Raw genomic sequence first — 21754 nt, forward strand, 5'->3', positions numbered from 1 at the left:
ATGTTTCAAAAAAATTGCGCTCAAAGCTATGTTTTCAATCACTTGTCACCTTGGCGTAATTGCAACAGTCGCCTAGGCTTCTTCTAAATATGTTTTACTTGAAAAACTTAACTTCACTTCATTTATTTAGATCAATTATGCCTCGGCATAATTGCGTCCGGAATCGACTTTGTGCTTAGGCCTGCACGAGGGCCGACACGATGTCGGTCATTTCGGTAATGCCACAGGATGTGGCGTTTTTACCGATGCAGGTCAGTTAGCCGTTATCGCATGAATGCGATGATTTTAGGCTAACATCCCCTAAGCACTCCTTTTCGATTCCGTGACATCCGCCGGAGGCTTTAGGCCAACAAGACGTTGGTCACTCAGTCGTTGCCACAGGACGTGGCGTTCTTAGACTGAGTTCCTATATTTCAGCGGATGTTTGGCATCTGCTGAAATAAGTTAAAAGAAAAATCGTTGTATATCGTTCCATGTAACTACGACCATTAAGATCATTAATAGTACGATACCTACAAAATGAACAAGACCCTCTTTTTGACGATCGATTGGTTTACCTCTCACTGCTTCGAAGCCGAAGAACAATAGACGACCACCGTCAAGTGCTGGAAGCGGTAATAAATTCATAATTCCAAGGTTAATACTTAACATTGCAGCCCAATTCATTAAATTGATGAATCCATATTGTGCTACCTGCTCTGTCGCTTTATAAATGCCCACTGGACCTGATAAAGCATCTATCGAGAATTTACCAGTAATTAACATACCAAGCAATTCAAATATTCGAGCAGTCATAGTATAAGTTTCTTGAGCGCCATAAACAATAGCCTTTAACGGATTAAATTCACGTGGGCTCTCATACTTAACCCCTATTTGACCAAATTTTTCGCCATTTTGTTCTATTTCTTTTACCGTCATATTTAAGTTAACTTGCTGACCATTTCGTTCAACTGTAACAGTAATATCTTCACCTGGATGATCTTGTACAATGGCAGCTAGATCTTGCCACTTTTCAACTGCTTGTCCGCCAATATTAACTACTCTATCACCTGCAAGCATTCCTGCTTGTGCAGCTGGATCATTTTCCACTACTTCTGTTATGATTGGCTCATACGTAGGCACACCATGAATTAATCCAATCAGTAAATAAATAACAAAAGCTAATATAAAGTTAAATAACGGACCTGCAAAGATTGTCATAGCACGTTGTCCGACTGTTTTAGCGTTAAATTGACGATCATATGGTGCGATTAACGTTTCTTTACCGTTTTCTATTAGAATACAATCTCTTGCAACACTATAACGAACTAATTTTTCTTCTTCATCATAGCCTTCTACAAACAATTCCTTTTCTAAATCGGCACGCTCAACTTCTAAAAATAATAAATCTGGTAATTGCTTATTATTTTGATTAAAGATAATTTTCTTTACAACATTATCTTCATCTACAATAAGCCCTACTCGGTAACCCGGCTGTAGTTCGGTGCCATCCATGTCCTCACCAGCCATACGAACATAACCACCAATCGGCAATAAACGGATTGTATAGGTTGTTTCACCGTGTGTTTTTCCATAAATTTTTGGTCCCATACCGATTGCAAATTCTCGAACCATAATTCCTGCTCGTTTCGCAAACAAGAAGTGACCAAATTCATGAAAGAATACAAGTAGGCCAAATATCAAAATAAATGCAATAGCTGTTTGCATAATACCCCACCTTTAAAAGCGAATAGTTAACGATATCTTCTCATTTTATTTTACCATGTCTAACACTGTTTTTCTTGTTTCACTGTCTACATGCAAAATTGTTTGCAAATCTGGCACTACTATATTGTTATGTGCTTGCATTACACGCTCAATCGTTTCGTCAATTTCAAGGAATGTTATTTTCCCTTGTAAAAATGCCGCAACTGCCGCTTCATTCGCTGCATTCATCGCTGTTAAAATGGTACCGCCTGTGCGCCCAGCCTCATACGCTAGACGTAATGCTGGATAACGTTCAAAATCCATTTCTTTAAAATGCAGCTGACCAATTTGTGCTAAATTAAGTCGTTGTCCATTATGCAGTGGCATACGATCTGGATAGCTTAATGCATATTGGATGGGTACACGCATGTCCGGAGTACCTAGCTGTGCAATGACACTAGTATCATGATACTCAACTAGGGAGTGAATAATACTTTCTCTATGCAAAAGTACATCTATTTTATCATAGGGCATATCAAATAAGACATGTGCTTCAATAACTTCTAGTCCTTTGTTCATCATTGTAGCTGAATCTATTGTAATTTTCGCACCCATTGACCAGTTCGGATGGTTTAGTGCATCTGCAACCGTAACATGCTTCAATTCCTCGCGTGTTTTATCACGGAAGCTACCACCAGAAGCTGTAATAATTAATCGTTCAATATTTTTCGGACTCTCACCATTCATCGATTGGAAAATTGCAGAATGCTCACTATCGACCGGTAAAATTGTTGCATTGTATTTCTTAGCCTCTGCCATTACTAAATGTCCAGCAGTTACAAGCGTTTCTTTATTGGCAATGGCAATTGTTTTGCCCATGCGAATTGCTGCTAATGTCGATTCTAGTCCAACACTTCCAAGAACCGCGTTTACAAGCACTGTCGAATCAGGATGTGTAGCAACTTCTACAAGCCCTTTTGCACCAAACGAAAAGTGTACTTGTGGATATTCTTTAGCGAGCATAATTGCATCTTCTTCTAATTGAACAGATACAAGCTCCGGCTTTAAAGTTTCAATCATTTCACGAGTTTTTTCGATATTTTTTCCTGAAGAAAACGCCACTAAATGAAAAGCATCGCGTTGTTCTTTTAAAATATCATAGGTTTGCCAACCGATTGAACCAGTTGCACCAAGTAAACTAATTTTTTTCACAACAAATTGTCCCCTTTTTCTTTCTCAGCAAATGATATAGCACGTTTATTACCCACTCTGTTTAGAGGAAAATGCTATTATTATGGCCCATCATCATAACGTAGAGTTGATTTCGGTTCTGACTGAGCGCTTTTTTAGAGGCGTCCGATGAGCCACTAGTTGTTTTTAGTTACCAAAAAAATGCAAAAAATGTAGTAAAGGCACGACGAATAGTAGACTATCAAAGCGGTCTAAAATACCGCCATGCCCAGGTAAAATTTTGCCTGAATCTTTTACGTCAAAATGACGCTTTATAGCCGATTCCACTAAATCGCCCATTTGACCAATAATTGACGCTAAGATCGTGATGAAAATAAGTGAGACATAACCATTCGCAAATGGATAAATTACCTGCATACCAACAGCAAAGATTACTGCAATAACAATGCCACCTACAAAACCTTCTACGGTTTTCTTCGGTGAAATTTCAGGCCATAGCTTATTTTTACCTAATTTTCGTCCAACAAAATATGCACCTGAGTCAGTTGTCCAAACTATTAGTAAACAATATACGACAAACTCTAGACCATAGCTTCGTGTTTCAATTAAGTAATGGAAGCCTAATCCGACATAAAACGCACCTAATAAAATAAAAGCAACTTCATCGAATGTAATTTTATTTTTTACAAGGACTACGTAAATAAGCAATAGCATCATTAAACCATACACAACCATTAAATCGGAGGAATAGCCAATTGCTTCTACTACCTTACTTGACCAGTCCTTTGGTATAACAAGTAATATTAATGTTAGTAGCCCTAAAAAACCTGGCACTGAAAAAAGTGAAATACCTTTCATTTTTAGTATTTCATAAAAGCCGACAACAGCCATTGCAAGCACAAGAATTGTAAATGGCACTTTTCCATAAATAACAAATGGAATAAATAGCGCTGCTGCAATTATTGCTGTGATAATTCGTTGTTTCAAGTTGTTCCTTCTCCCTTCAACCCACCGTAACGGCGATTACGTTTCTGGTAGTTTTCCACCGCTTCCAGTAAGTTTTCCTCGCTAAAATCTGGCCACAATGTATTTGTAAACCAAAATTCTGTATAAGCGAGCTGCCATAACATAAAGTTGCTTAATCGTACTTCACCGCTTGTACGAATTAATAAATCTGGCTCAGGTAGATGAGCCGTCATTAAATGAGATGTCAAGCATTCTTCTGTTATGTCTTGCATCGTTAATTGACCATCTTGCACCTTTTGAAGCATTGTTTTCATGGCATTAACCATTTCCGAACGACTTCCATAATTCAGAGCAAAATTTAAAATTAATCCTGTATTATGTTTCGTTTCTTCCATCGCCTCAAACAACGCTTTTTGCGTATGTGCAGGTAACAAAGATGGATCTCCTATCATTTCAACACGTACATTGCGTTCCATCATTTCAGGTAAAAAGGAACCTAAAAATTCCACAGGTAAACGCATTAGAAAATCGACCTCAGGTTTTGGTCGCTTCCAATTTTCTGTAGAGAACGCATACACCGTTAAAACTTTAATACCTAGATCTGATGCAAATCTAGTTACCTTTCGTACAGTCTTCATGCCTTCGTGGTGCCCAGCAACACGTGGCATGGCACGTTTCTTCGCCCAACGTCCATTTCCGTCCATAATAATCGCTACATGGGCAGGAATCGGCTCGTTTTTAGCAAGGGCAACACGTTCCTCCAATGATTGTGAATCCATATTTATTTGTTTACCTAATAGCTTTTTGAACATGCTAACTCCCCCACTACAACTATTCGGACGTATACTAACCTATCATAACAAACAAAAGCGCTTTTTGTCTTTTTTCTCCCTCTAAATTGACTATGTACGAACTATCTTATTTTAGAACTACACTCATTTTAGGATGATCACCGTAACGTTGAGTCAATTTTCGTTTGACTAAGTACAGACGAAATGGAAACCACTTATCTCACGACATACATTGTACTAAAAAATACCATCCCAACAAGGGCTATTCAATTTAAGGTTAAAAAAGGATGTTTCCCTTATTTCGTTAATCTTCAATCATGTACTCCGCTTAAAAAACAGTTCTTCTTAATCTTAAAAGAAAGCAAAATTAGATGAAAGGTATTTCCCTAAAACAATTAAAATTGAATGTAGAAGACTTTACTAAACCTTTTACATCATCATTTAAAGTAAAGAGAAAAGACGTCCTGATATTTATAGGACGCCTTCATCTCATCAAAAAGTTCCATCATAGATATGCAAGCGAATTGCTTACACATCTAAAATTTCCTTTTCTTTCTCTTTCGTTACTTGATCTACTTTAACAATGAATTCATCTGTTAATTTTTGAATATCTTCACCGTAGCCACGTAGACCATCTTCTGTGATTTCGCCAGCTTTTTCAAGTTTTTTCAGATCATCATTAGCATCGCGACGAACATTACGTACAGCGATTTTTGCATCCTCTGCTTCTTTTTTCACTTGCTTCACAAGATCTTTACGACGCTCTTCTGTTAAAGCCGGGATCATTAAACGAATGACAGATCCGTCATTTGTTGGTGTAATACCAATATCTGATTTCATAATCGCTTTTTCGATTTCACCTAAGATTGTTTTATCGTAAGGTGTAATAACTAATAAACGCGCTTCTGGTACCGAAACACCTCCAAGCTGATTAATCGGTGTTGGTGCACCATAATAATCAACCGTAATGCGATCTAATAGAGAAGCATTTGCACGACCTGCACGGATTGAAGCTAGTTCACGTGAAAAAGCGGCAATTGTTTTGTTCATTTTGTCTTTAGCTTGTTCTAAAACTTGTTTAGCCATTATACATTCCTCCTAACAACTGTTCCAATTTTCTCGCCTTGTACGGCACGTTTAATATTACCTGGTTCCGTAATTGAGAAGACAATTAACGGAATATCGTTATCCATACATAAAGTAGAAGCTGTTGAATCCATTACTTGTAAGCCCTGTTGAATAACGTCTAAGTATGTGAGTGTATCATATTTAACGGCAGTTGCATCTACTTTCGGATCTGCAGAATAAACACCATCTACATTATTTTTCGCCATTAAAATCGCATCTGCGTCGATTTCAGCCGCTCGTAACGCAGCTGTAGTATCCGTAGAGAAGAATGGGTTACCTGTACCTGCTGCAAAAATTACTACACGTTTTTTCTCTAGATGACGAACTGCTTTACGGCGAATATACGGCTCTGCTACTTGTGTCATTACAATTGAAGATTGTACACGTGTTTCAATTCCTAATTTCTCCAGTGCATCTTGTAACGCTAAAGAGTTCATAACCGTTGCTAGCATACCCATATAGTCGGCTGCTGCTCGATCCATTCCCATTTCGCTACCGATTTTTCCACGCCATATATTACCGCCACCTACAACAACAGCAACTTCTACATCAAGATCTACTACTTCTTTAACTTCTTCTGCAACAGACTTGATTATTTTTGGTGATAAACCGAAGCCCGCTTCTCCAGCTAACGCTTCACCACTTAATTTTATAACTACTCGTTTATATTGCGGTACACTCATTGTAAACCTCCGTCAGACTTTATTTAAAACATCTCTATTCCCTTTTCCATTATAGTATAAATAACAATAATTTATAGTTATGAATAAGGCAAAATAGAAAATTATGTGCTAATTACCATAAAGTTGGTTGATTTTCTTTCCGGCCGGGCGCTTTCCTGGAGGCGTCCAACTTCCACTCCAATCAACTTATAATCAATTTCGCCTTGGCGTAATTGCGTCCGGATTTTGAATTGTGCCTGCACAATTCATTCCTTTGAAAATCCGTGACATCCGCCGGAGGCTTTATCTTTATTCAGTAGGTTTTTGGACACCCATTGAAAAGGAACCATATCCGCATCCATCTCACCACCTCCAGAGGTGGGAGTCTTCTACTGAATGAAGATAAATAGCATACGGTTTAACAAATGTTATCCGCAACTTTTGGTGATGAGACAATTATATCTTTTTTTCGCTAATTTCGGAAAAATAGGGAACACGTTATGTTGTGTTCCCCATTTTTTTCTAGAAAATCTAGATATTATTTGATTAGGATCAAATGCAAGCTAAATTAATTACCTTTAACTTGGCTCATTACTTCTTCAGCAAAGTTATCTTCACGTTTTTCGATACCTTCACCTACAGCATAACGTACGAAGCCATTTACTGTACCGCCAGTTGAAGCAACGAAAGCACGTACTTTTTGATCTGAGTTTTTAACGAATGTTTGGTCAAGTAAGCAAACATCTTCGAAGTATTTGCCAAGACGACCTTCAACCATTTTCGCTACGATGTTTTCTGGTTTACCTTCGTTAAGAGCTTGTTCAGTTAATACTTTACGCTCACGTTCAACTTCTTCAGCAGAAACTTCATCACGAGAAACATAAGTAGGGTTAATAGCTGCGATATGCATAGCAACATCTTTAGCAGCAGAAGCATCTGTAGAACCTTCTAAAGTAACTAATACACCGATGCGGCCGCCCATGTGTAAGTAAGAACCGAATGCATCTGCATCAGTTTTTGTTTTCACTTCGAAACGACGAAGAGTAATTTTTTCACCGATTGTTGCAATTGCTGTTGAAATTTGGTCAACAACTTTTACACCTTCTGCATTTGCAAGCTCTAATGCAGCTTCAATTGATGCAGGTTTAGCAGCAAGTAATTGTTCAGCTAGAGAAGCAACTAATACTTGGAATTTATCGTTTTTAGAAACGAAGTCAGTTTCAGCATTTACTTCAAGGATAATTGCTTCGTTACCTTGTTCTAAGATGTAAGTTGTACCTTCTGCAGCGATGCGGTCAGCTTTTTTAGCAGCTGAAGAAAGACCTTTTTCACGTAGGAAATCGATTGCAGCATCTAAATCGCCATCAGTTTGTACTAATGCTTTTTTACAATCCATCATTCCAGCGCCAGTTTTTTCACGTAATTCTTTTACTAATTGTGCAGTAATGTTTGCCATTTAGTGTTTCCTCCTCAAATTGGTTGTACAAATTTTAGTGATAGGTTCTAAAAAAGGTGATAAGGGTCCTGAGCCACTTATCACCTTTTTGTAAACGTGAATTACTCAGCAGCAGCTTCTACAGCTGGAGCTTCTTCTTCACCTTGTTTTGACTCGATTAAAGCGTCAGCCATTTTAGCAGTTAAAAGTTTAACAGCGCGAATAGCATCATCATTAGCAGGGATTACGTAGTCGATTTCATCTGGATCACAGTTTGTATCAACAATACCTACTAGAGGGATGTTTAATTTAATAGCTTCTGCAACAGCAATGCGTTCTTTACGTGGGTCAACCACGAACATTACGTCTGGAAGAGCGTGCATATCACGGATACCGCCTAAGAATTTGACTAGACGTTCGTGTTCTTTTTTAAGTTGGATTACTTCTTTTTTAGGAAGAACTTCAAAAGTTCCGTCTTCTTCCATTTTTTCGATTGCTTTCATACGTGCAACACGTTTTTGAATAGTACCGAAGTTTGTAAGAGTACCACCTAACCAACGTTGGTTGATGTAGTAGTTGCCTGAACGTTCAGCTTCATCTTTGATCGCTTCTTGTGCTTGTTTTTTCGTACCAACGAAAAGAACTTTACCACCGTCTTGACCAACTTGACGCATGAAGTCATAAGCTTCCTCTAATTTTTTAACAGTTTTTTGTAAGTCGATGATGTAGATCCCGTTACGCTCAACGAAGATATATTTCTTCATTTTTGGGTTCCAACGACGAGTTTGGTGACCGAAATGTACACCAGCTTCAAGTAATTGTTTCATAGAAATTACTGACATGTGTGTTTCCTCCTAGTATGTTTGGTTTTTATCCTCCGCATTTATCATTTGCAACAAGCTACCCTAAGCTTAGAGCACCACTTACTACATCAAAATGCGTGTGTATTAATAACACCATTTGCAACTATATCATAGCTTTACTCCATTCGCAACTGTTTTTAGTTATGAAATTTCAATAAAAGCTCGATTTCTGTTTTTCCCTTTTGAAGTTGTTTTGCAATTTCTTCTGATGTTTTACCTTGTTTCGCTAATTCAATAGCTTGCTGTTCCAATGTTAACGGTTTAGCTTCTTCCTTTTCGGTTGTCTCAGTTGGTTGTCGGGCCGAATGTACCACCTTAGCTTCAGCTTTAACTCCAGTTTGCTGCTGACGTGAATAAGCATTGGCTACGATATTTTTGGGCACATAAATACGCGGTTCATGATCTAGACTAATAGAACCTTCTACTGTGCTTTCTTCTTTTGTCAGAGAAGGCGGTTGCTCCTGCTCCTGTTGTCTCGCAATCTGTTCTTCCTTTTTCACAGCATTCGTTTGAGTTTCAGGCTTTGAAACTCTTTGCAGCTCTTGAATGAGGCGATCATTTTCATCTTTCATCTCAGCTAAATAGACACTGATGGTGTCATCCATTTCACGCATTAAGCGTTCCTGTTTTTTTTCTAAGTCCTTAAATTTTGCTAGTTTCGTATTTAATATAATAAGGAAATAAAATGAAATTAGCTGTAAAATAAATAGAACCGCAATTAGTATGATTGTCATAGTAAACTCCTATCCACTAAAATCCACGAAATTCCCTTTAAACGGATGCTGCGCCTGCGTTTCTCGCTTCTCGTTATCCTTATTTTTCCTTTTTCGAGTACCTTTTATATACTCGCCCTCTGCTTCTTCATCTTCACTAATCCCATCCATACCCTCTGAAGTATTCACAATTTTTTGCTTGCGTTCTACTTCTTTTTTTAACGCTTCATTTGCATGTGCTTGCTGAGCCAAAGTTTGTTGTTGTGCCTGATCAGCCATTTTTCCTGCTTCAAATGTTTTGGGAATAGCTATTTGTAGTTCGACACCCTTTAAACTCATAAGACCCCTCCTTCAACGATATGTATATAAGGATTATTATGCATTAATCATTTCATTTGATAATAATTTCCGTAGCTTTAATAACGCCTTAGAGTGGATTTGTGAAATGCGTGATGTAGATAATTCAAGCATCTCTCCAATTTCTGTTAGTGTTAATTCCTCAGTATAAAATAAACTAAGCACTAGCTGCTCCTTGTCATTAAGCTTTTGGATATTTTCCGCTAAATCCCCAAGCAGTTCGGACTTAATGACAGCCTGCTCAGGTGTCTTAGTCGTATCATCACGAATAACAAATGACTTTCCATCAGTCTCCTCTTGATCTTGCTGCTCATTAATGGAAAGAACATTTGAAAAGAAATGCTCCTGTACAGTTTGGTAAACTTCCTCAACAGGTAAAGCCATATGTTCCGCAAGATCCTCAGGTGTTACATGACGCATATATTTTTGTTCTAACTGCTCAATCTGTGCATCTAACTTTTTCGCCTTTTCACGTGCTGAACGTGGCAACCAATCTTCCTTACGTAAACCATCAATAATGGCTCCTCTTACTCTAAAAGAAGCATATGTATCAAATTTTAAGTCTCTATTAATATCAAATTTATTCAACGCGTCAAACAGACCTAGCATACCTAAGCTCATTAAATCGTCTCGCGATACACTCTTTGGTAAGCTCGCACCAATGCGTTGCACATGATAAGTTACTAGCGAAATATATTTTTTTATAAGCAAATCACCAGCATCTGGATCACGTTCATTTATCCAGCGGTTCCACAGCTTTTGTTCATCGTTCAGAATTGGTTGTGTCATGTAATCCACCTCTCTAAGAAAAACGCATTTACGCGCCTGTTTGCCACTGTCTTATATTACCTTGATGTTTTATCAATACAAAAAGCATTTGTAGCTGTCGTTTCACTTCCGCTACGAAAACACTTGCTTAAATATAAATTCGTTGAGAGCAACAAAGCGTTACTAGCCATGAGCCCCTAACATAAAAATCCATCTAATTCTTTCCTATATTATAACAAGAATCGACTATAATTTCATTTGTTTCTCCTACTCTATCACAGATTCTTTACATTTATGTGTCGGGCATTTTTAAGTTTGGATATAGTCAAGACTCGTTAAGACACTCTAAAATTAAGAATTTGCAAAAGAATCAAGTTAACTATAAAAAAGAGCCGCTACGCGCGACTCCCTTTTTAAGCATTATTTAATTGTTGATCAGCCTCACGATTCATCATCGATCGTACAGCCTGAGCAATTTCTTCCGAGTTTTCATCTTGAAACTCAACGGTTGAGTTAGCCGTCGGTGTTTCTTGATTTTCTTCCTCTGGATTGTCAGATTCGTTTTCTTCATGCTCACCTTCAACGACTTCTCCATCGCCCTCTGGTGTGAATAAAACGTAGGCAATTAAAAATCTTACAATATACATGACGAAGAACATAATTATTCCCGCCACAAATGACCCTATGATAATACGTAGTGGTGTATAGGGTTTTTGAAATGTACTAAAGAAATATATAGAAAAGGCAAATAACGCTCCCCATAGGTTATAAAAAATAGAACCAAACATTATATTTCGCTCACTCCTTGGTTAACCGTTCGAATATGTAATGTCGACGTCGCAGGATTAAATTCAATTGTTCTACCACTATTGCCGCCTGTGTCTTCGGCAACTAAACGAATTCCATGACGCTTCAGCTCATGCTTTACAGCTTCTACATTACGTGGGCCGATGCGCATAGAGTCTTTATCTGAAGTGAATTGAAACATTTGCGCACCACCCGCAATTTTTGCCTTTAGCTTGAATTTTTGCACGCCTTCTAACTTTAATAAGTCAATCATTGCCGCAATGCCTGTGTCAGCAAATTTAGCCACATTTATTGACTCTTGTCTACCTAAACTCGAATCTGGCAACATCACATGTATTAAACCAGCCATTTTTTTTGATTCATCATATAAAATAACACCTACACAAGACCCAAGACCTGATGTTCTTATCGTATTTGGTAACTTTACTACATCCATTTGTGCAATTCCGACTTTTATAACTTGCCCATCATTACTGTTTAGCATCATCTATGAAACTCCTAATGCTTTAAAAATAGCATCAAATGAGTCTGGATCTGGTAATAAGAAGAAATGACCTCTTACTGTTTCTTGATCCTCTACACCGTCTTCAAAAATGGATGTGTTTATGACAATAACATTATCGCTAACGTGTGATAATTCAATCAAGCCAATACTAATGATGGCACCAAACATGTCTACACTTAGTCCTGGCACAGTTGGATAAATTTTCAAACTCGTAAAGTCAGATAATGCCGATAAATAAGAGCCGGATAAAATATTACCCATTTCCTGCATAGCTGATAAGCCTAACTCTGAAACAGGTTGTTTTTTAAAGTCGAATGTTTCATCAAATATGAGACGACGGATAAAACGATTTGCTTGTTCAATTGGTAGGATAAAGAACATACTACCTTCAGCATCACCTTCAATGCGTAGATAGATGCCCACTACGACATTTTCAGATCCTCCTACAAGCTCCATCATGTCATTAAATGACACCATTTCAACCTTTGGTACTCGCATATCAATTTTTTTACTAAGTAAATTGGAAAGTGCTGTCGCAGCATGCGCAGCACCTATATTACCAATTTCCTTTAATACGTCTAAATGTAGTGATGTAATCTTTTGATTATATGTCATTATCGATCCCTACTTTAGTGGATTTAATACTTTCTCTAAATGCAATAAAATTAATAATCGTTTATCTATTTTTGCTACTCCTGAAATAAACTCTTCTTCAAGTGAACCTACTACTTCGGGCTGTGGTTCAATTGAGTCAGCTGGGATATCTAACACATCATTTGCAGAGTCAACGACGAAACCTACTTCCATATCTTCTAATGAAATAATGATTATGCGTGTTGTTTCTTCATGCTCAGAGATCGGTAAGTCAAATCGTTCACGTAAATCAACAATTGGCGTTACGACACCGCGTAGGTTAATAACACCTTTTACGTATTTTTCCGTTTTCGGTACACGTGTAATATGCATTAGTTTTTCAATTCCTTGTACATGTGACACCGGAATCGCATATTCTTTATCTGCTAGTTGAAAAACAATTACTTTAATACTTTCTTGTTCCACTGCGTTTGTCATTGTTTACACCTCTCTTATTCATTCACCTTATTTAATAAGTGCGTTACAATCCACAATTAAGGCTACTTTCCCGTTACCTAAAATTGTTGCACCTGAAATTGCAAAGATATTCGTTAAGTAATTTCCTAATGATTTCAGCACAATTTCTTGTTGGCCAATGAATGAATCCACAACTAAACCAGCAAGCTTCTCACCTTTTCGAACGATGACCACTGAATGGAATTCGTCAGCCTGAGGTTCTTTGCGAGGTACCTCAAAGATTTCTTCTAAGAATACTAGTGGTACTACTTTGCCACGGAAGTCGATTACTTTTTGATTATGCGCATTCATAATTTCTGATGAACGGATAATTGAAGTTTCAATAATTGATGAAAGTGGAATTGCATAAATTTCTTTTTCGATTTCTACTAGCATGACAGAAATAATCGATAATGTCAGTGGTAATTGAATCGAGAATACTGAGCCTACATCTTGTGTAGATTCAATTGAAATATTTCCACCCAATGATTCGATTGTTGTTTTAACAACATCTAATCCAACACCTCGTCCTGATACGTCAGAAATAACATCTGCCGTTGAGAACCCTGAGGCCAAAATAAGCTCATTAATTTGCTTATCTGACATCGAATATGATTGTTCTTGTGTAACGATACCTTTAGAAATGGCTTTCGCTAGTACTTTTTCACGGTTAATACCTGCTCCATCATCTTCAATTTCAATGAAGACATAGTTACCACTATGGTAAGCACGCAATACAACTGTTCCTTCTTCTGGTTTACCTTTTGCAAGGCGAGCTGTAGGATTTTCTATACCGTGGTCAACAGAGTTACGAATTAAATGAACAAGTGGATCCCCAATTTCATCGATTACTGTACGATCTAGTTCTGTTTCAGCACCAATAATTTCAAGGTTAATTTTCTTGTTTAGATCACGAGATAACTGACGAATCATTTTCGGGAAGCGATTGAATACTGTTTCAACCGGAACCATACGCATCGTTAAAATAATCGTTTGTAAGTCACCCATGACGCGGCTCATGCGCTCTACTGTTTCATTTAACTCTCCATGGTTAACTTCTGTTGCAATAGACTGTAGTCGTCCTCGATCGATAACAAGCTCTTCAAATAAGTTCATTAAAATATCAAGTCGCTCGATATTAACTCGAATTGTTTTATTACCAACAGGCGCATGACTTTTATCAGCTTTAGCAGGAGCAGCTGCTTTTGCAGGTGTAGGAGCTGCAGTATTTGTTTTAGGTGCAGTAGCAGGTTGAGCCTCCACTTCTACCGTTGCTGTTGCTGCAACTTCTTGAACTCCTTGTTCTTTTACACTATATTGCTTTTGTTCGGTAGCTGTGACAATCACTTCTTCAACTTCAGAAACTTTCATAATCTTTTTCTGCATATCTTCAGCAGATTCTTTTGTCACGAAAGCTACATAAAATTGTTGATCGAACTGTTCGTCTTCAAGCTTTTCTACAGATGGACTTGATTTAATAACATCCCCATCTTTTTCCAAAATCTCAAACACCATAAATACTCGTGCCGCTTTTAAAAGACAGTCCTCACGTAGTTTTACTGAAATTTCAAATGCATTGAAACCTTGTTCAGCAGATTGTGAAATAACTGTTTGTTCAAAGCCGTCATACTCTAACACACTTGCTGCAGCAGGAGCTGGCGTCTCAATAGTTGTGACAATCACTTCTTCAATTTCTGAAACTTTCATAATCTTTTTCTGCATATCTTCAGCAGATTCTTTTGTCACGAAAGCAACGTAAAATTGTTGATCGAACTGCTCATCATCAAGCTTATCTACAGATGGATTTGATTTAATAACATCCCCATCTTTTTCTAAAATCCCAAACACCAAAAATGCACGTGCCGCTTTTAACAGACAGTCTTCACGTAATCGCACTGAGATTTCAAATGCATTGAAACCTTGTTCAACAGATTGTGTAATAACTGTTTGTTCAAAGCTGTCATACTCTAAAACACTTGTTACAGAAGTAACTGGTGTCTCAGTAGTTGCTACTACTTCAGAAATCGCGTATTCACCTAATTCAATAAGCTTTAACTGCGCTACAGTTGAGGATACATCACGCTTTCCATCTCCGCCATTCGCAATGTCCATCACCATTTCTTCTAGATGGTCTACAGACTCAAAGACAACATCTAAAATTTCAGGAGTTACATGGATTTTTTCGTTACGGATCGCATCCAACACATTTTCCATTTTATGAGTTAAATCCGCTAAATCTTCAAAGCCCATTGTCGCAGACATACCTTTTAATGTATGCGCAGAGCGGAAAATTTCTCCGACAATCGCCAAATCATCTGGATTTTTTTCTAGTTCTAATAAATGTTCACTACACGCTTGTAAATGGTCTTTACTTTCTTCAATAAACATCTCTAAATATTGATTGACTTCCATAAGAGGACACCCCTTTAAGGCAAATATTTCATTATTGTTTGTGCAATATCATCTACATCTGCTACTTCATCGACAAGCTGCGTTTCTACTGCCGCTTTCGGCATACCATACACTATGCAAGTTTCAGCTGACTCAGCAATTGCCATCACATTCCCAGTACTTTTTAGTGCTTTGAGTCCGTTAGAACCGTCATGGCCCATACCCGTCATAATAACTGCCACTTTATCAAAATCTTTAAATTGGCTCACATCTTCAAACATCACATCTACAGAAGGACGATGTCCAGATCTAGGTGGCTCATTATTATCAAGGACTATGCCAAAGGAGGTACCTACTTTTCTAAGCTTTAAATGATACCCACCAGGTGCAATATACGCAACTCCATTTTGGAGAATATCTCCTTGTTCAGCTTCTCTTACGGTAATCTCACTCAATTGATCTAGACGATTCGCAAGAGATTTCGTAAATCCAGCCGGCATATGTTGGACAATTAAAATGGGTGCTTGAATTGATTTTGGGATTTTTGTAATTACTTCTTGTAAAGCTCTAGGCCCGCCTGTGGAGGTACCTATCAGTACAATTTTCCGACCTACTTTACTCCATTCAACATGTGGCTTTGATAGCTCTGCCCTTGTCGGAAAAACATTAACACAAGGAGTCACTCTGGCTTCACTAAGTGAATTTCTTCTAGTGATACTCGCTTGTAATGTCTGTTCTTGTTGTCTTTTACTACCAGAAGGTTTCTTTAATTTTGAAATAGGTACCAATGATGCTTGTTCAACCTTGTGGACAAGTTCAGTTTGGATTTTATGTAAATCTAGAGAAATTGTTCCGCTCGGCTTTGCGACAAAATCTACTGCCCCAAATTCAATTGCTGTTAAGGCATTTTCTGCTCCTCGTAGAGTTGTACTGGAGAGCATAACAACAGGTACTGGACATTCAGCCATTATTTCTTTTAAAGCATCAAGCCCATTCATTTCAGGCATCTCAATATCCATCGTCACAACTGTTGGCTGCAATGTTTGTATCTTTTTTATCGCATCTTTCCCATTTCGTGCTGTTCCAACTACTTCAACCTTCGAGTTGCCAACAAAAAAGTCACTAATTAGCTTTCTCATAAAAGCGGAATCATCAACAACTAGTAGCTTGCTTTTATGTAAAAAGTCCAATTAATCACGTCCTTTCGAAAAAATATTTCTTAATTTAGTTAAGAATTTACCCGTTGACTGACCATGTGCATGAACTTCTTCCACACGATGTTCCATAAAACGCGCCACTATAAGTTGAAGTGTCTTTGTAATAAGTGCGTCTGGATAGGCAAGTGAAAAAGGCACCTGCTCACGCACAGCCTTACGCACAGCAGAATCTTCAGGTAATGAGCCTAATATCGTAACCTCTTTGTCCAAAAAACGTTCCATGGTATGCTTTAGTCGCTCATTAGTTTCCATTCCTTCTTCTTTACTATAGGCTCGGTTACAGAGTACATAAAATTGCTTGTCCGCATCTCGCATATGAATATATTTCATCATTGAATAAGCGTCTGTTATAGATGTTGGCTCTGCCGTTGATAAAACAATGATTTCATCTATAGAAGTTAATAAATCTAATGACCAATTGGTAGCTCCTGCTCCCATATCGAACAAAATGTAATCAAAGCTCTGTTGAAGTTGCTCAAATGCGTAAACGAGTCGTTCAAACATTTCCTCTGACCATTCTAAGACGCCCGACATACCAGACCCACCTGAAATATACCTTAAATTGTAAGGACCTTCAAATATTACTTCATCTAGTAACTTATTCCCTCCCAAGTAATCTTTTAAACTATAAGAAACATTTTTTCCGATTAAAATATTGATATTGCCCATACCAATATCCATATCAACGATGACAACTTTTTTCCCTTTATTGGCCAATGTAATGGCAAAATTCGTCGTGAAGTTACTTTTACCAACCCCACCTTTGCCGCTTACAACCGCAATTGCCCTACCTAATTCACCCTGCTGTTTCAACATTTTCAAGCGTAATGTTTCAGCTTGGTCTCTCATTTTTCCTCACCTTGAAAAAATAAATTTAGTACTGCTTCTAGATCAGCTTCTTCAATATCTTCTGGTACTTCTTGACCATTCGTATAGTAAGCAAGTCCTTTATTATATTTAATCATTAAATTAATCATTGTGCCAATAGAATTTGTTTCATCAATCTTTGTAAAAATGAATTTTTCAATTGGTAATTGTTTAAATTGCTCGATAATGTTTGCCATGTCTTTTTCTTTTGTTGTCATTGCAAGTACTAAGAAGGACTCTGCTTGATCATCGAATTTTATAAGACGCTGTAAATCGTCTACATATTTTACCTCTTTATAATTGCGGCCTGCTGTATCTATAAACACTATATCTAAATGGGCCAATCGGTGGATTGCTTGTTCAAAATCTGTTGCATTATAGGCAATTTCGACAGGAGCCTGTAACAGTCCAGCATATGTTTTTAATTGCTCGATTGCGGCAATACGGTAAGTATCTGTCGTGATAAATCCTACTTTTTTCTTTTTTTCTAAAACTGCTCTCGCAGCCATTTTAGCAATTGTCGTAGTCTTTCCGACACCTGTTGGTCCTAAAACATTAATATATTTTTTTTCATAGGATATACCTCCGACTGGGAGATCCTCTAGCGCTTTGCGCAATAAGCTTTTCGTAATCATCTTACATTGAGAAAAATTGATGTCTGACGCTTCTTTGACATGCGTAAAAAGCTCATCACCAATCGTTGTGATGAGCTCCTCACTTAGCTCCTGCTGTCTTAAGTATTCAATGAAGGATAAGAGTTCATCTGGATATTGATCTTGGATAGTCTTCTTATGCATGGAATGCATTAAAGATTTTAAATCTGCAATTTCCTTCCTCAAATCTTCAGAAATGCTAACTTCCTCATGTAAGGGCGCATCATTCTGCGGCTGTACTTGGTGTATTTTAGCTTGAACAGCGTTCGTAATCTCTTGTAATCTTGCATTTTCATATTTAGGTGTTGTTATAGGTAAAGCAACAGGTGCTGGAGCCACATTACTTGGCTCCATTGAATCAATACCTGCAACAACCTCAAAGCTCTTCTTTTTAATGATTCCAAAAAGCTTTTTTGTAACGACTACTTTTGAGTTCAAAATGACAGCGTCCTCACCTAATTCAGCACGCACAAGCTTCATCGCCTCTGGTATGGAGGATGCATAATATTTTTTCATTTTCATTCAACATTCACCACCCCAACACTTTGAATTTCAACCGAAGCATCAAGTTCGTTGTATGATAGAACTGGAATTTGCGGGAAATAGCGCTCCGTAAGTTGACGTAAATACATACGAACTGCTGGAGAGCATAAGATAATGGCAGATTGTTCCATAAAGGAAACGCGTTCTACTTCTGCCGCAATGGTCTCTAAGATCGTTTGAGAATCTTGTGGATCCATCGCTAAATAATTTCCGTGATCAGTTTGTTGAATACTATCAGCAATCAATTTCTCTACTTTACCCGAGACAGTAATAACTTTTAATGATGTGCTGTCCCCTACGTATTGAGAAGTAATCTGACGTGCCAATGCTTGACGTACATACTCAGTTAATATATCGGTATCACTCGTTAACTTTGCATAGTCTGCTAGAGTCTCAAAAATAATTGGTAAGTTTCGCACTGAAACATTTTCTCGTAGAAGTTTACCTAGTACTTTTTGAATTTCCCCAGTCGATAATGGAGCAGGTGTCAACTCTTCAACTAAAATTGGATGCGTTTCACGTAAATGATCGATTAACTGCTTCGTCTCTTGACGGCCGAGTAATTCATAAGCATTTGCTCGAATCATTTCCGTTAAATGAGTTGACACAACGCTTGGTGGATCAACAACTGTGTAGCCAAACATTTCGGCATCCTCTTTAACTTGCTCAGTAATCCATTTTGCAGGTAGGCCAAATGACGGTTCAACTGTGTCAATTCCTTCGATCGAATCATCATCTCCTGGACTCATTGCTAAATAATGATCCAGCAGGAGTTCACCACGTGCCATTTCATTACCCTTTATTTTAATTCGATATTCATTTGGTTGTAATTGAATATTATCGCGAATACGGACAACCGGAATGACAATCCCTAATTCTAATGCTAACTGTCGACGTATCATAATGACTCGATCTAATAAATCGCCGCCTTGAGCAGCATCTACTAACGGTATTAAACCATAGCCAAATTCAAACTCGATTGGGTCCACATTTAATAAATTCACAACATTTTCAGGGCTCTTCATGCCGTCTGTTGCCACTTCTTCCTCAATTTCAAGTAATTCTTCTTCACCTTCTGGTTTCTTATGATCCATCATATAAGCACCAGCAATTAGCGAACCACCAATTGGAAGTGTTATCCAGAGAGGGATAGGTGTGAAAAATCCAAGTAAAAGTATTGTTCCACCCGCTACATAAAGCAGTTTTGCTTGAGCAAATAACTGTCCCGTAATATCTTCACCAAGACTACCTTTAGAGGATGCACGTGTTACGACAATCCCTGTCGCTGTAGAGATCAGTAGCGCAGGAATTTGTGAGACAATACCATCTCCCACTGTTAACTTAGAAAAATGATTTGCTGCATCTGCAAATGGAAGCCCCATCTGCACAACACCGATGATGATACCAAATAATAAGTTGATAATAACCATGACCATTGAGGCAATGGCATCCCCTTTTACGAATTTTGTGGCACCATCCATCGCTCCGTAGAAGTCCGCTTCACCCGCTACTTTCTCGCGTCGTTCACGTGCTTCCCGCTCAGAAATAACTCCTGCATTTAAGTCAGCATCAATACTCATTTGTTTACCCGGCATCGCATCAAGTGTGAAACGTGCTGCAACTTCTGCTACACGCTCCGCGCCTTTTGTAATAACAATAAACTGAATTAACACAAGAATTAAGAATACAACTAAACCAACTAGTACATTCCCGCCGACTACAAAGTCTCCAAACGTTTCAACAACAGAACCAGCATCACCCTTTGCTAAAATGGCACGTGTTGTAGAAACACTCAGTCCGAGTCGGAACAAAGTTAACAATAAAATAACTGAAGGAAAAATAGAAAAGTCTAATGCTTCCTTCATACTCATTGCTGTTAACAGTACTATTAATCCTAATGTAATATTAATGACGATTAAGAAACTTAACATCCACGGAGGAAGAGGGATGATGAGCATTGCAACGATTAAAATAACCGCACCTAATACCCCTATATCGCGAACTTTCATTTGTGTCCCTCCTACTTAAAAGCTTTAAATTTTCCGCTTAATTCGATAAACATAAGCAAGCACTTCTGCTATCGCTTTGAAAAACTCTTCTGGTACTTGATCGCCAATTTCTACTTGATCGTACATTGCTCGTGCTAATGGTCTATTTTCAACCATAACCACATCATGTTCTTTCGCAATCAGTTTAATTTTTTGAGCGATAAAGTCCGTACCCTTTGCAACAATGCGTGGGGCATCCATACTTTCCTCATCATATTTGATGGCAATCGCATAGTGAGTTGGGTTTGTTATGACAACATCGGCGTTTGGAATCTCTGACATCATTCGACGCATCGCCATTTCGCGTTGGCGTTGTTTAATTTTCGATTTTATCAGCGGATCGCCCTCACTATTTTTATATTCATCTTTAATATCTTGTTTAGACATTTTAAGATTTTTTTCGTAATCATGTTTTTGATACATCCAGTCTAAAAGGGATACACATAGTAAGACGAGCGAAGCAGCAATCCCCATGATACCAACAAGCTTACCCACTGTAATAAGAGTTATCCATGGGCTTTTAAAGGATAACGCCAAAACTTCCGGCAAATTCGTCCAAACGATAATTGTCGTCACGCCACCTATAAAGCCAATCTTTAATACTGACTTTAAAAGCTCTATAATGGCTTTAACAGAAAATATTTTTTTCAACCCTTTGATTGGGTCCATTTTTTTTAAATCAAACTTCATCGGCTCTAATGTAAATAGAAAACCGAACTGCAGGAAGTTACCTGCTAACGCTCCAACAAATGCCATTCCCATTATTGGGACAATAATAAAAGCCATTTGCACTAATGTTTCTGTAAATAAGTGCATCACACTATCAATTGTTAGTGTTTCTACGCGTATGTTATGAATAAAAGTTTGCCTGAAAAAAGCTAAAAGATCGTCTCGCAGTGAACCCGCAAAGAAGAATAAAAAGATAAATACCATGAGCATGACAATTGCACTGGAAATATCCTGACTTTTGACAACCTGACCTTTTTTTCGAGCATCTTGTCGTTTTTTCGGCGTCGCCTTCTCCGTTTTTTCTCCCGCAAAAAACTGTAAATCTAAGTCCAGCAGTAGCAACAT

General features: G+C 37.9%; 21 protein-coding genes. All 21 read right to left on the reverse strand.

The window, feature by feature from the left end; genetic code table 11:
* Positions 1-444: 444 nt before the first annotated feature.
* Positions 445-1707, reverse strand: coding sequence for an RIP metalloprotease RseP (rseP, locus tag ACQKN2_RS10475; protein WP_427414924.1), 1263 nt, complete (start codon positions 1705-1707; stop codon positions 445-447).
* Positions 1708-1752: 45 nt separating this feature from the next.
* On the reverse strand, positions 1753-2898 hold the full coding sequence (gene dxr / locus ACQKN2_RS10480) for a 1-deoxy-D-xylulose-5-phosphate reductoisomerase (RefSeq protein ID WP_427414925.1): 1146 nt from the start codon (positions 2896-2898) through the stop codon (positions 1753-1755).
* A 165-nt stretch (positions 2899-3063) separates the two neighbouring features.
* The gene (locus ACQKN2_RS10485) at positions 3064-3864 is read right to left on the reverse strand and encodes a phosphatidate cytidylyltransferase (RefSeq protein WP_427414926.1); all 801 of its coding nucleotides are present in this window, start codon (positions 3862-3864) and stop codon (positions 3064-3066) included.
* Positions 3861-4655: an isoprenyl transferase gene (locus ACQKN2_RS10490; RefSeq protein WP_427414927.1), complete on the reverse strand. Its 795-nt coding sequence runs from the start codon at positions 4653-4655 to the stop codon at positions 3861-3863. The genes ACQKN2_RS10485 and ACQKN2_RS10490 overlap by 4 nt, the downstream gene beginning before the upstream one ends.
* 507 nt (positions 4656-5162) lie before the next feature.
* Positions 5163-5720 carry a ribosome recycling factor gene (frr, locus tag ACQKN2_RS10495; RefSeq protein ID WP_323645123.1) on the reverse strand — a complete coding sequence of 186 codons (558 nt, stop codon included), beginning with the start codon at positions 5718-5720 and terminating at the stop codon, positions 5163-5165.
* Positions 5720-6445, reverse strand: coding sequence for a UMP kinase (pyrH, locus tag ACQKN2_RS10500; protein WP_053594235.1), 726 nt, complete (start codon positions 6443-6445; stop codon positions 5720-5722). The genes frr and pyrH overlap by 1 nt, the downstream gene beginning before the upstream one ends.
* 547 nt (positions 6446-6992) lie before the next feature.
* The gene (gene tsf / locus ACQKN2_RS10505; RefSeq protein ID WP_427414928.1) at positions 6993-7880 is read right to left on the reverse strand and encodes a translation elongation factor Ts; all 888 of its coding nucleotides are present in this window, start codon (positions 7878-7880) and stop codon (positions 6993-6995) included.
* A 101-nt stretch (positions 7881-7981) separates the two neighbouring features.
* Entirely contained in the window at positions 7982-8701 is a 720-nt protein-coding gene (gene rpsB / locus ACQKN2_RS10510; protein WP_323645130.1) for a 30S ribosomal protein S2, read from the reverse strand.
* 158 nt (positions 8702-8859) lie between these two features.
* Positions 8860-9456 (reverse strand): hypothetical protein, encoded by a 597-nt coding sequence (locus ACQKN2_RS10515; protein WP_427414929.1) that lies wholly within the window; start codon positions 9454-9456, stop codon positions 8860-8862.
* A gap of 9 nt (positions 9457-9465) precedes the next feature.
* Complete coding sequence (locus ACQKN2_RS10520) at positions 9466-9774, reverse strand: RNA polymerase subunit sigma (RefSeq protein WP_427414930.1); 309 nt, start codon at positions 9772-9774, stop codon at positions 9466-9468.
* A 36-nt stretch (positions 9775-9810) separates the two neighbouring features.
* Positions 9811-10581, reverse strand: a complete 771-nt coding sequence (locus tag ACQKN2_RS10525) for a FliA/WhiG family RNA polymerase sigma factor (RefSeq protein WP_427414931.1) — start codon at positions 10579-10581, stop codon at positions 9811-9813.
* Positions 10582-10973: 392 nt separating this feature from the next.
* Positions 10974-11348, reverse strand: a complete 375-nt coding sequence (locus tag ACQKN2_RS10530; RefSeq protein WP_427414932.1) for a hypothetical protein — start codon at positions 11346-11348, stop codon at positions 10974-10976.
* Complete coding sequence (locus ACQKN2_RS10535; protein ID WP_427414933.1) at positions 11348-11854, reverse strand: chemotaxis protein CheD; 507 nt, start codon at positions 11852-11854, stop codon at positions 11348-11350. Before ACQKN2_RS10535 ends, ACQKN2_RS10530 begins: the two co-directional genes overlap by 1 nt.
* Positions 11855-12487: a chemotaxis protein CheC gene (locus tag ACQKN2_RS10540; protein ID WP_427414934.1), complete on the reverse strand. Its 633-nt coding sequence runs from the start codon at positions 12485-12487 to the stop codon at positions 11855-11857. It abuts the gene before it with no gap.
* Between the two features lie 9 nt (positions 12488-12496).
* Positions 12497-12943 carry a chemotaxis protein CheW gene (locus tag ACQKN2_RS10545; RefSeq protein WP_323645137.1) on the reverse strand — a complete coding sequence of 149 codons (447 nt, stop codon included), beginning with the start codon at positions 12941-12943 and terminating at the stop codon, positions 12497-12499.
* 27 nt (positions 12944-12970) lie between these two features.
* Positions 12971-15373, reverse strand: coding sequence for a chemotaxis protein CheW (locus ACQKN2_RS10550; RefSeq protein ID WP_427414935.1), 2403 nt, complete (start codon positions 15371-15373; stop codon positions 12971-12973).
* 14 nt (positions 15374-15387) lie between these two features.
* Complete coding sequence (locus ACQKN2_RS10555; protein WP_427414936.1) at positions 15388-16542, reverse strand: protein-glutamate methylesterase/protein-glutamine glutaminase; 1155 nt, start codon at positions 16540-16542, stop codon at positions 15388-15390.
* Positions 16543-17418, reverse strand: a complete 876-nt coding sequence (locus ACQKN2_RS10560; protein ID WP_427414937.1) for a MinD/ParA family protein — start codon at positions 17416-17418, stop codon at positions 16543-16545.
* The gene (gene flhF, locus ACQKN2_RS10565; protein ID WP_427414938.1) at positions 17415-18611 is read right to left on the reverse strand and encodes a flagellar biosynthesis protein FlhF; all 1197 of its coding nucleotides are present in this window, start codon (positions 18609-18611) and stop codon (positions 17415-17417) included. Before flhF ends, ACQKN2_RS10560 begins: the two co-directional genes overlap by 4 nt.
* Positions 18608-20641 (reverse strand): flagellar biosynthesis protein FlhA, encoded by a 2034-nt coding sequence (gene flhA / locus ACQKN2_RS10570; protein ID WP_427414939.1) that lies wholly within the window; start codon positions 20639-20641, stop codon positions 18608-18610. The genes flhF and flhA overlap by 4 nt, the downstream gene beginning before the upstream one ends.
* A 24-nt stretch (positions 20642-20665) precedes the next feature.
* Complete coding sequence (gene flhB, locus ACQKN2_RS10575) at positions 20666-21754, reverse strand: flagellar biosynthesis protein FlhB (protein ID WP_427414940.1); 1089 nt, start codon at positions 21752-21754, stop codon at positions 20666-20668.

Origin of the sequence: Lysinibacillus sp. NPDC093688 (assembly GCF_050280145.1) — a bacterium.
GTDB classification, from domain to species: Bacteria; Bacillota; Bacilli; order Bacillales_A; family Planococcaceae; genus Lysinibacillus; species Lysinibacillus xylanilyticus_B.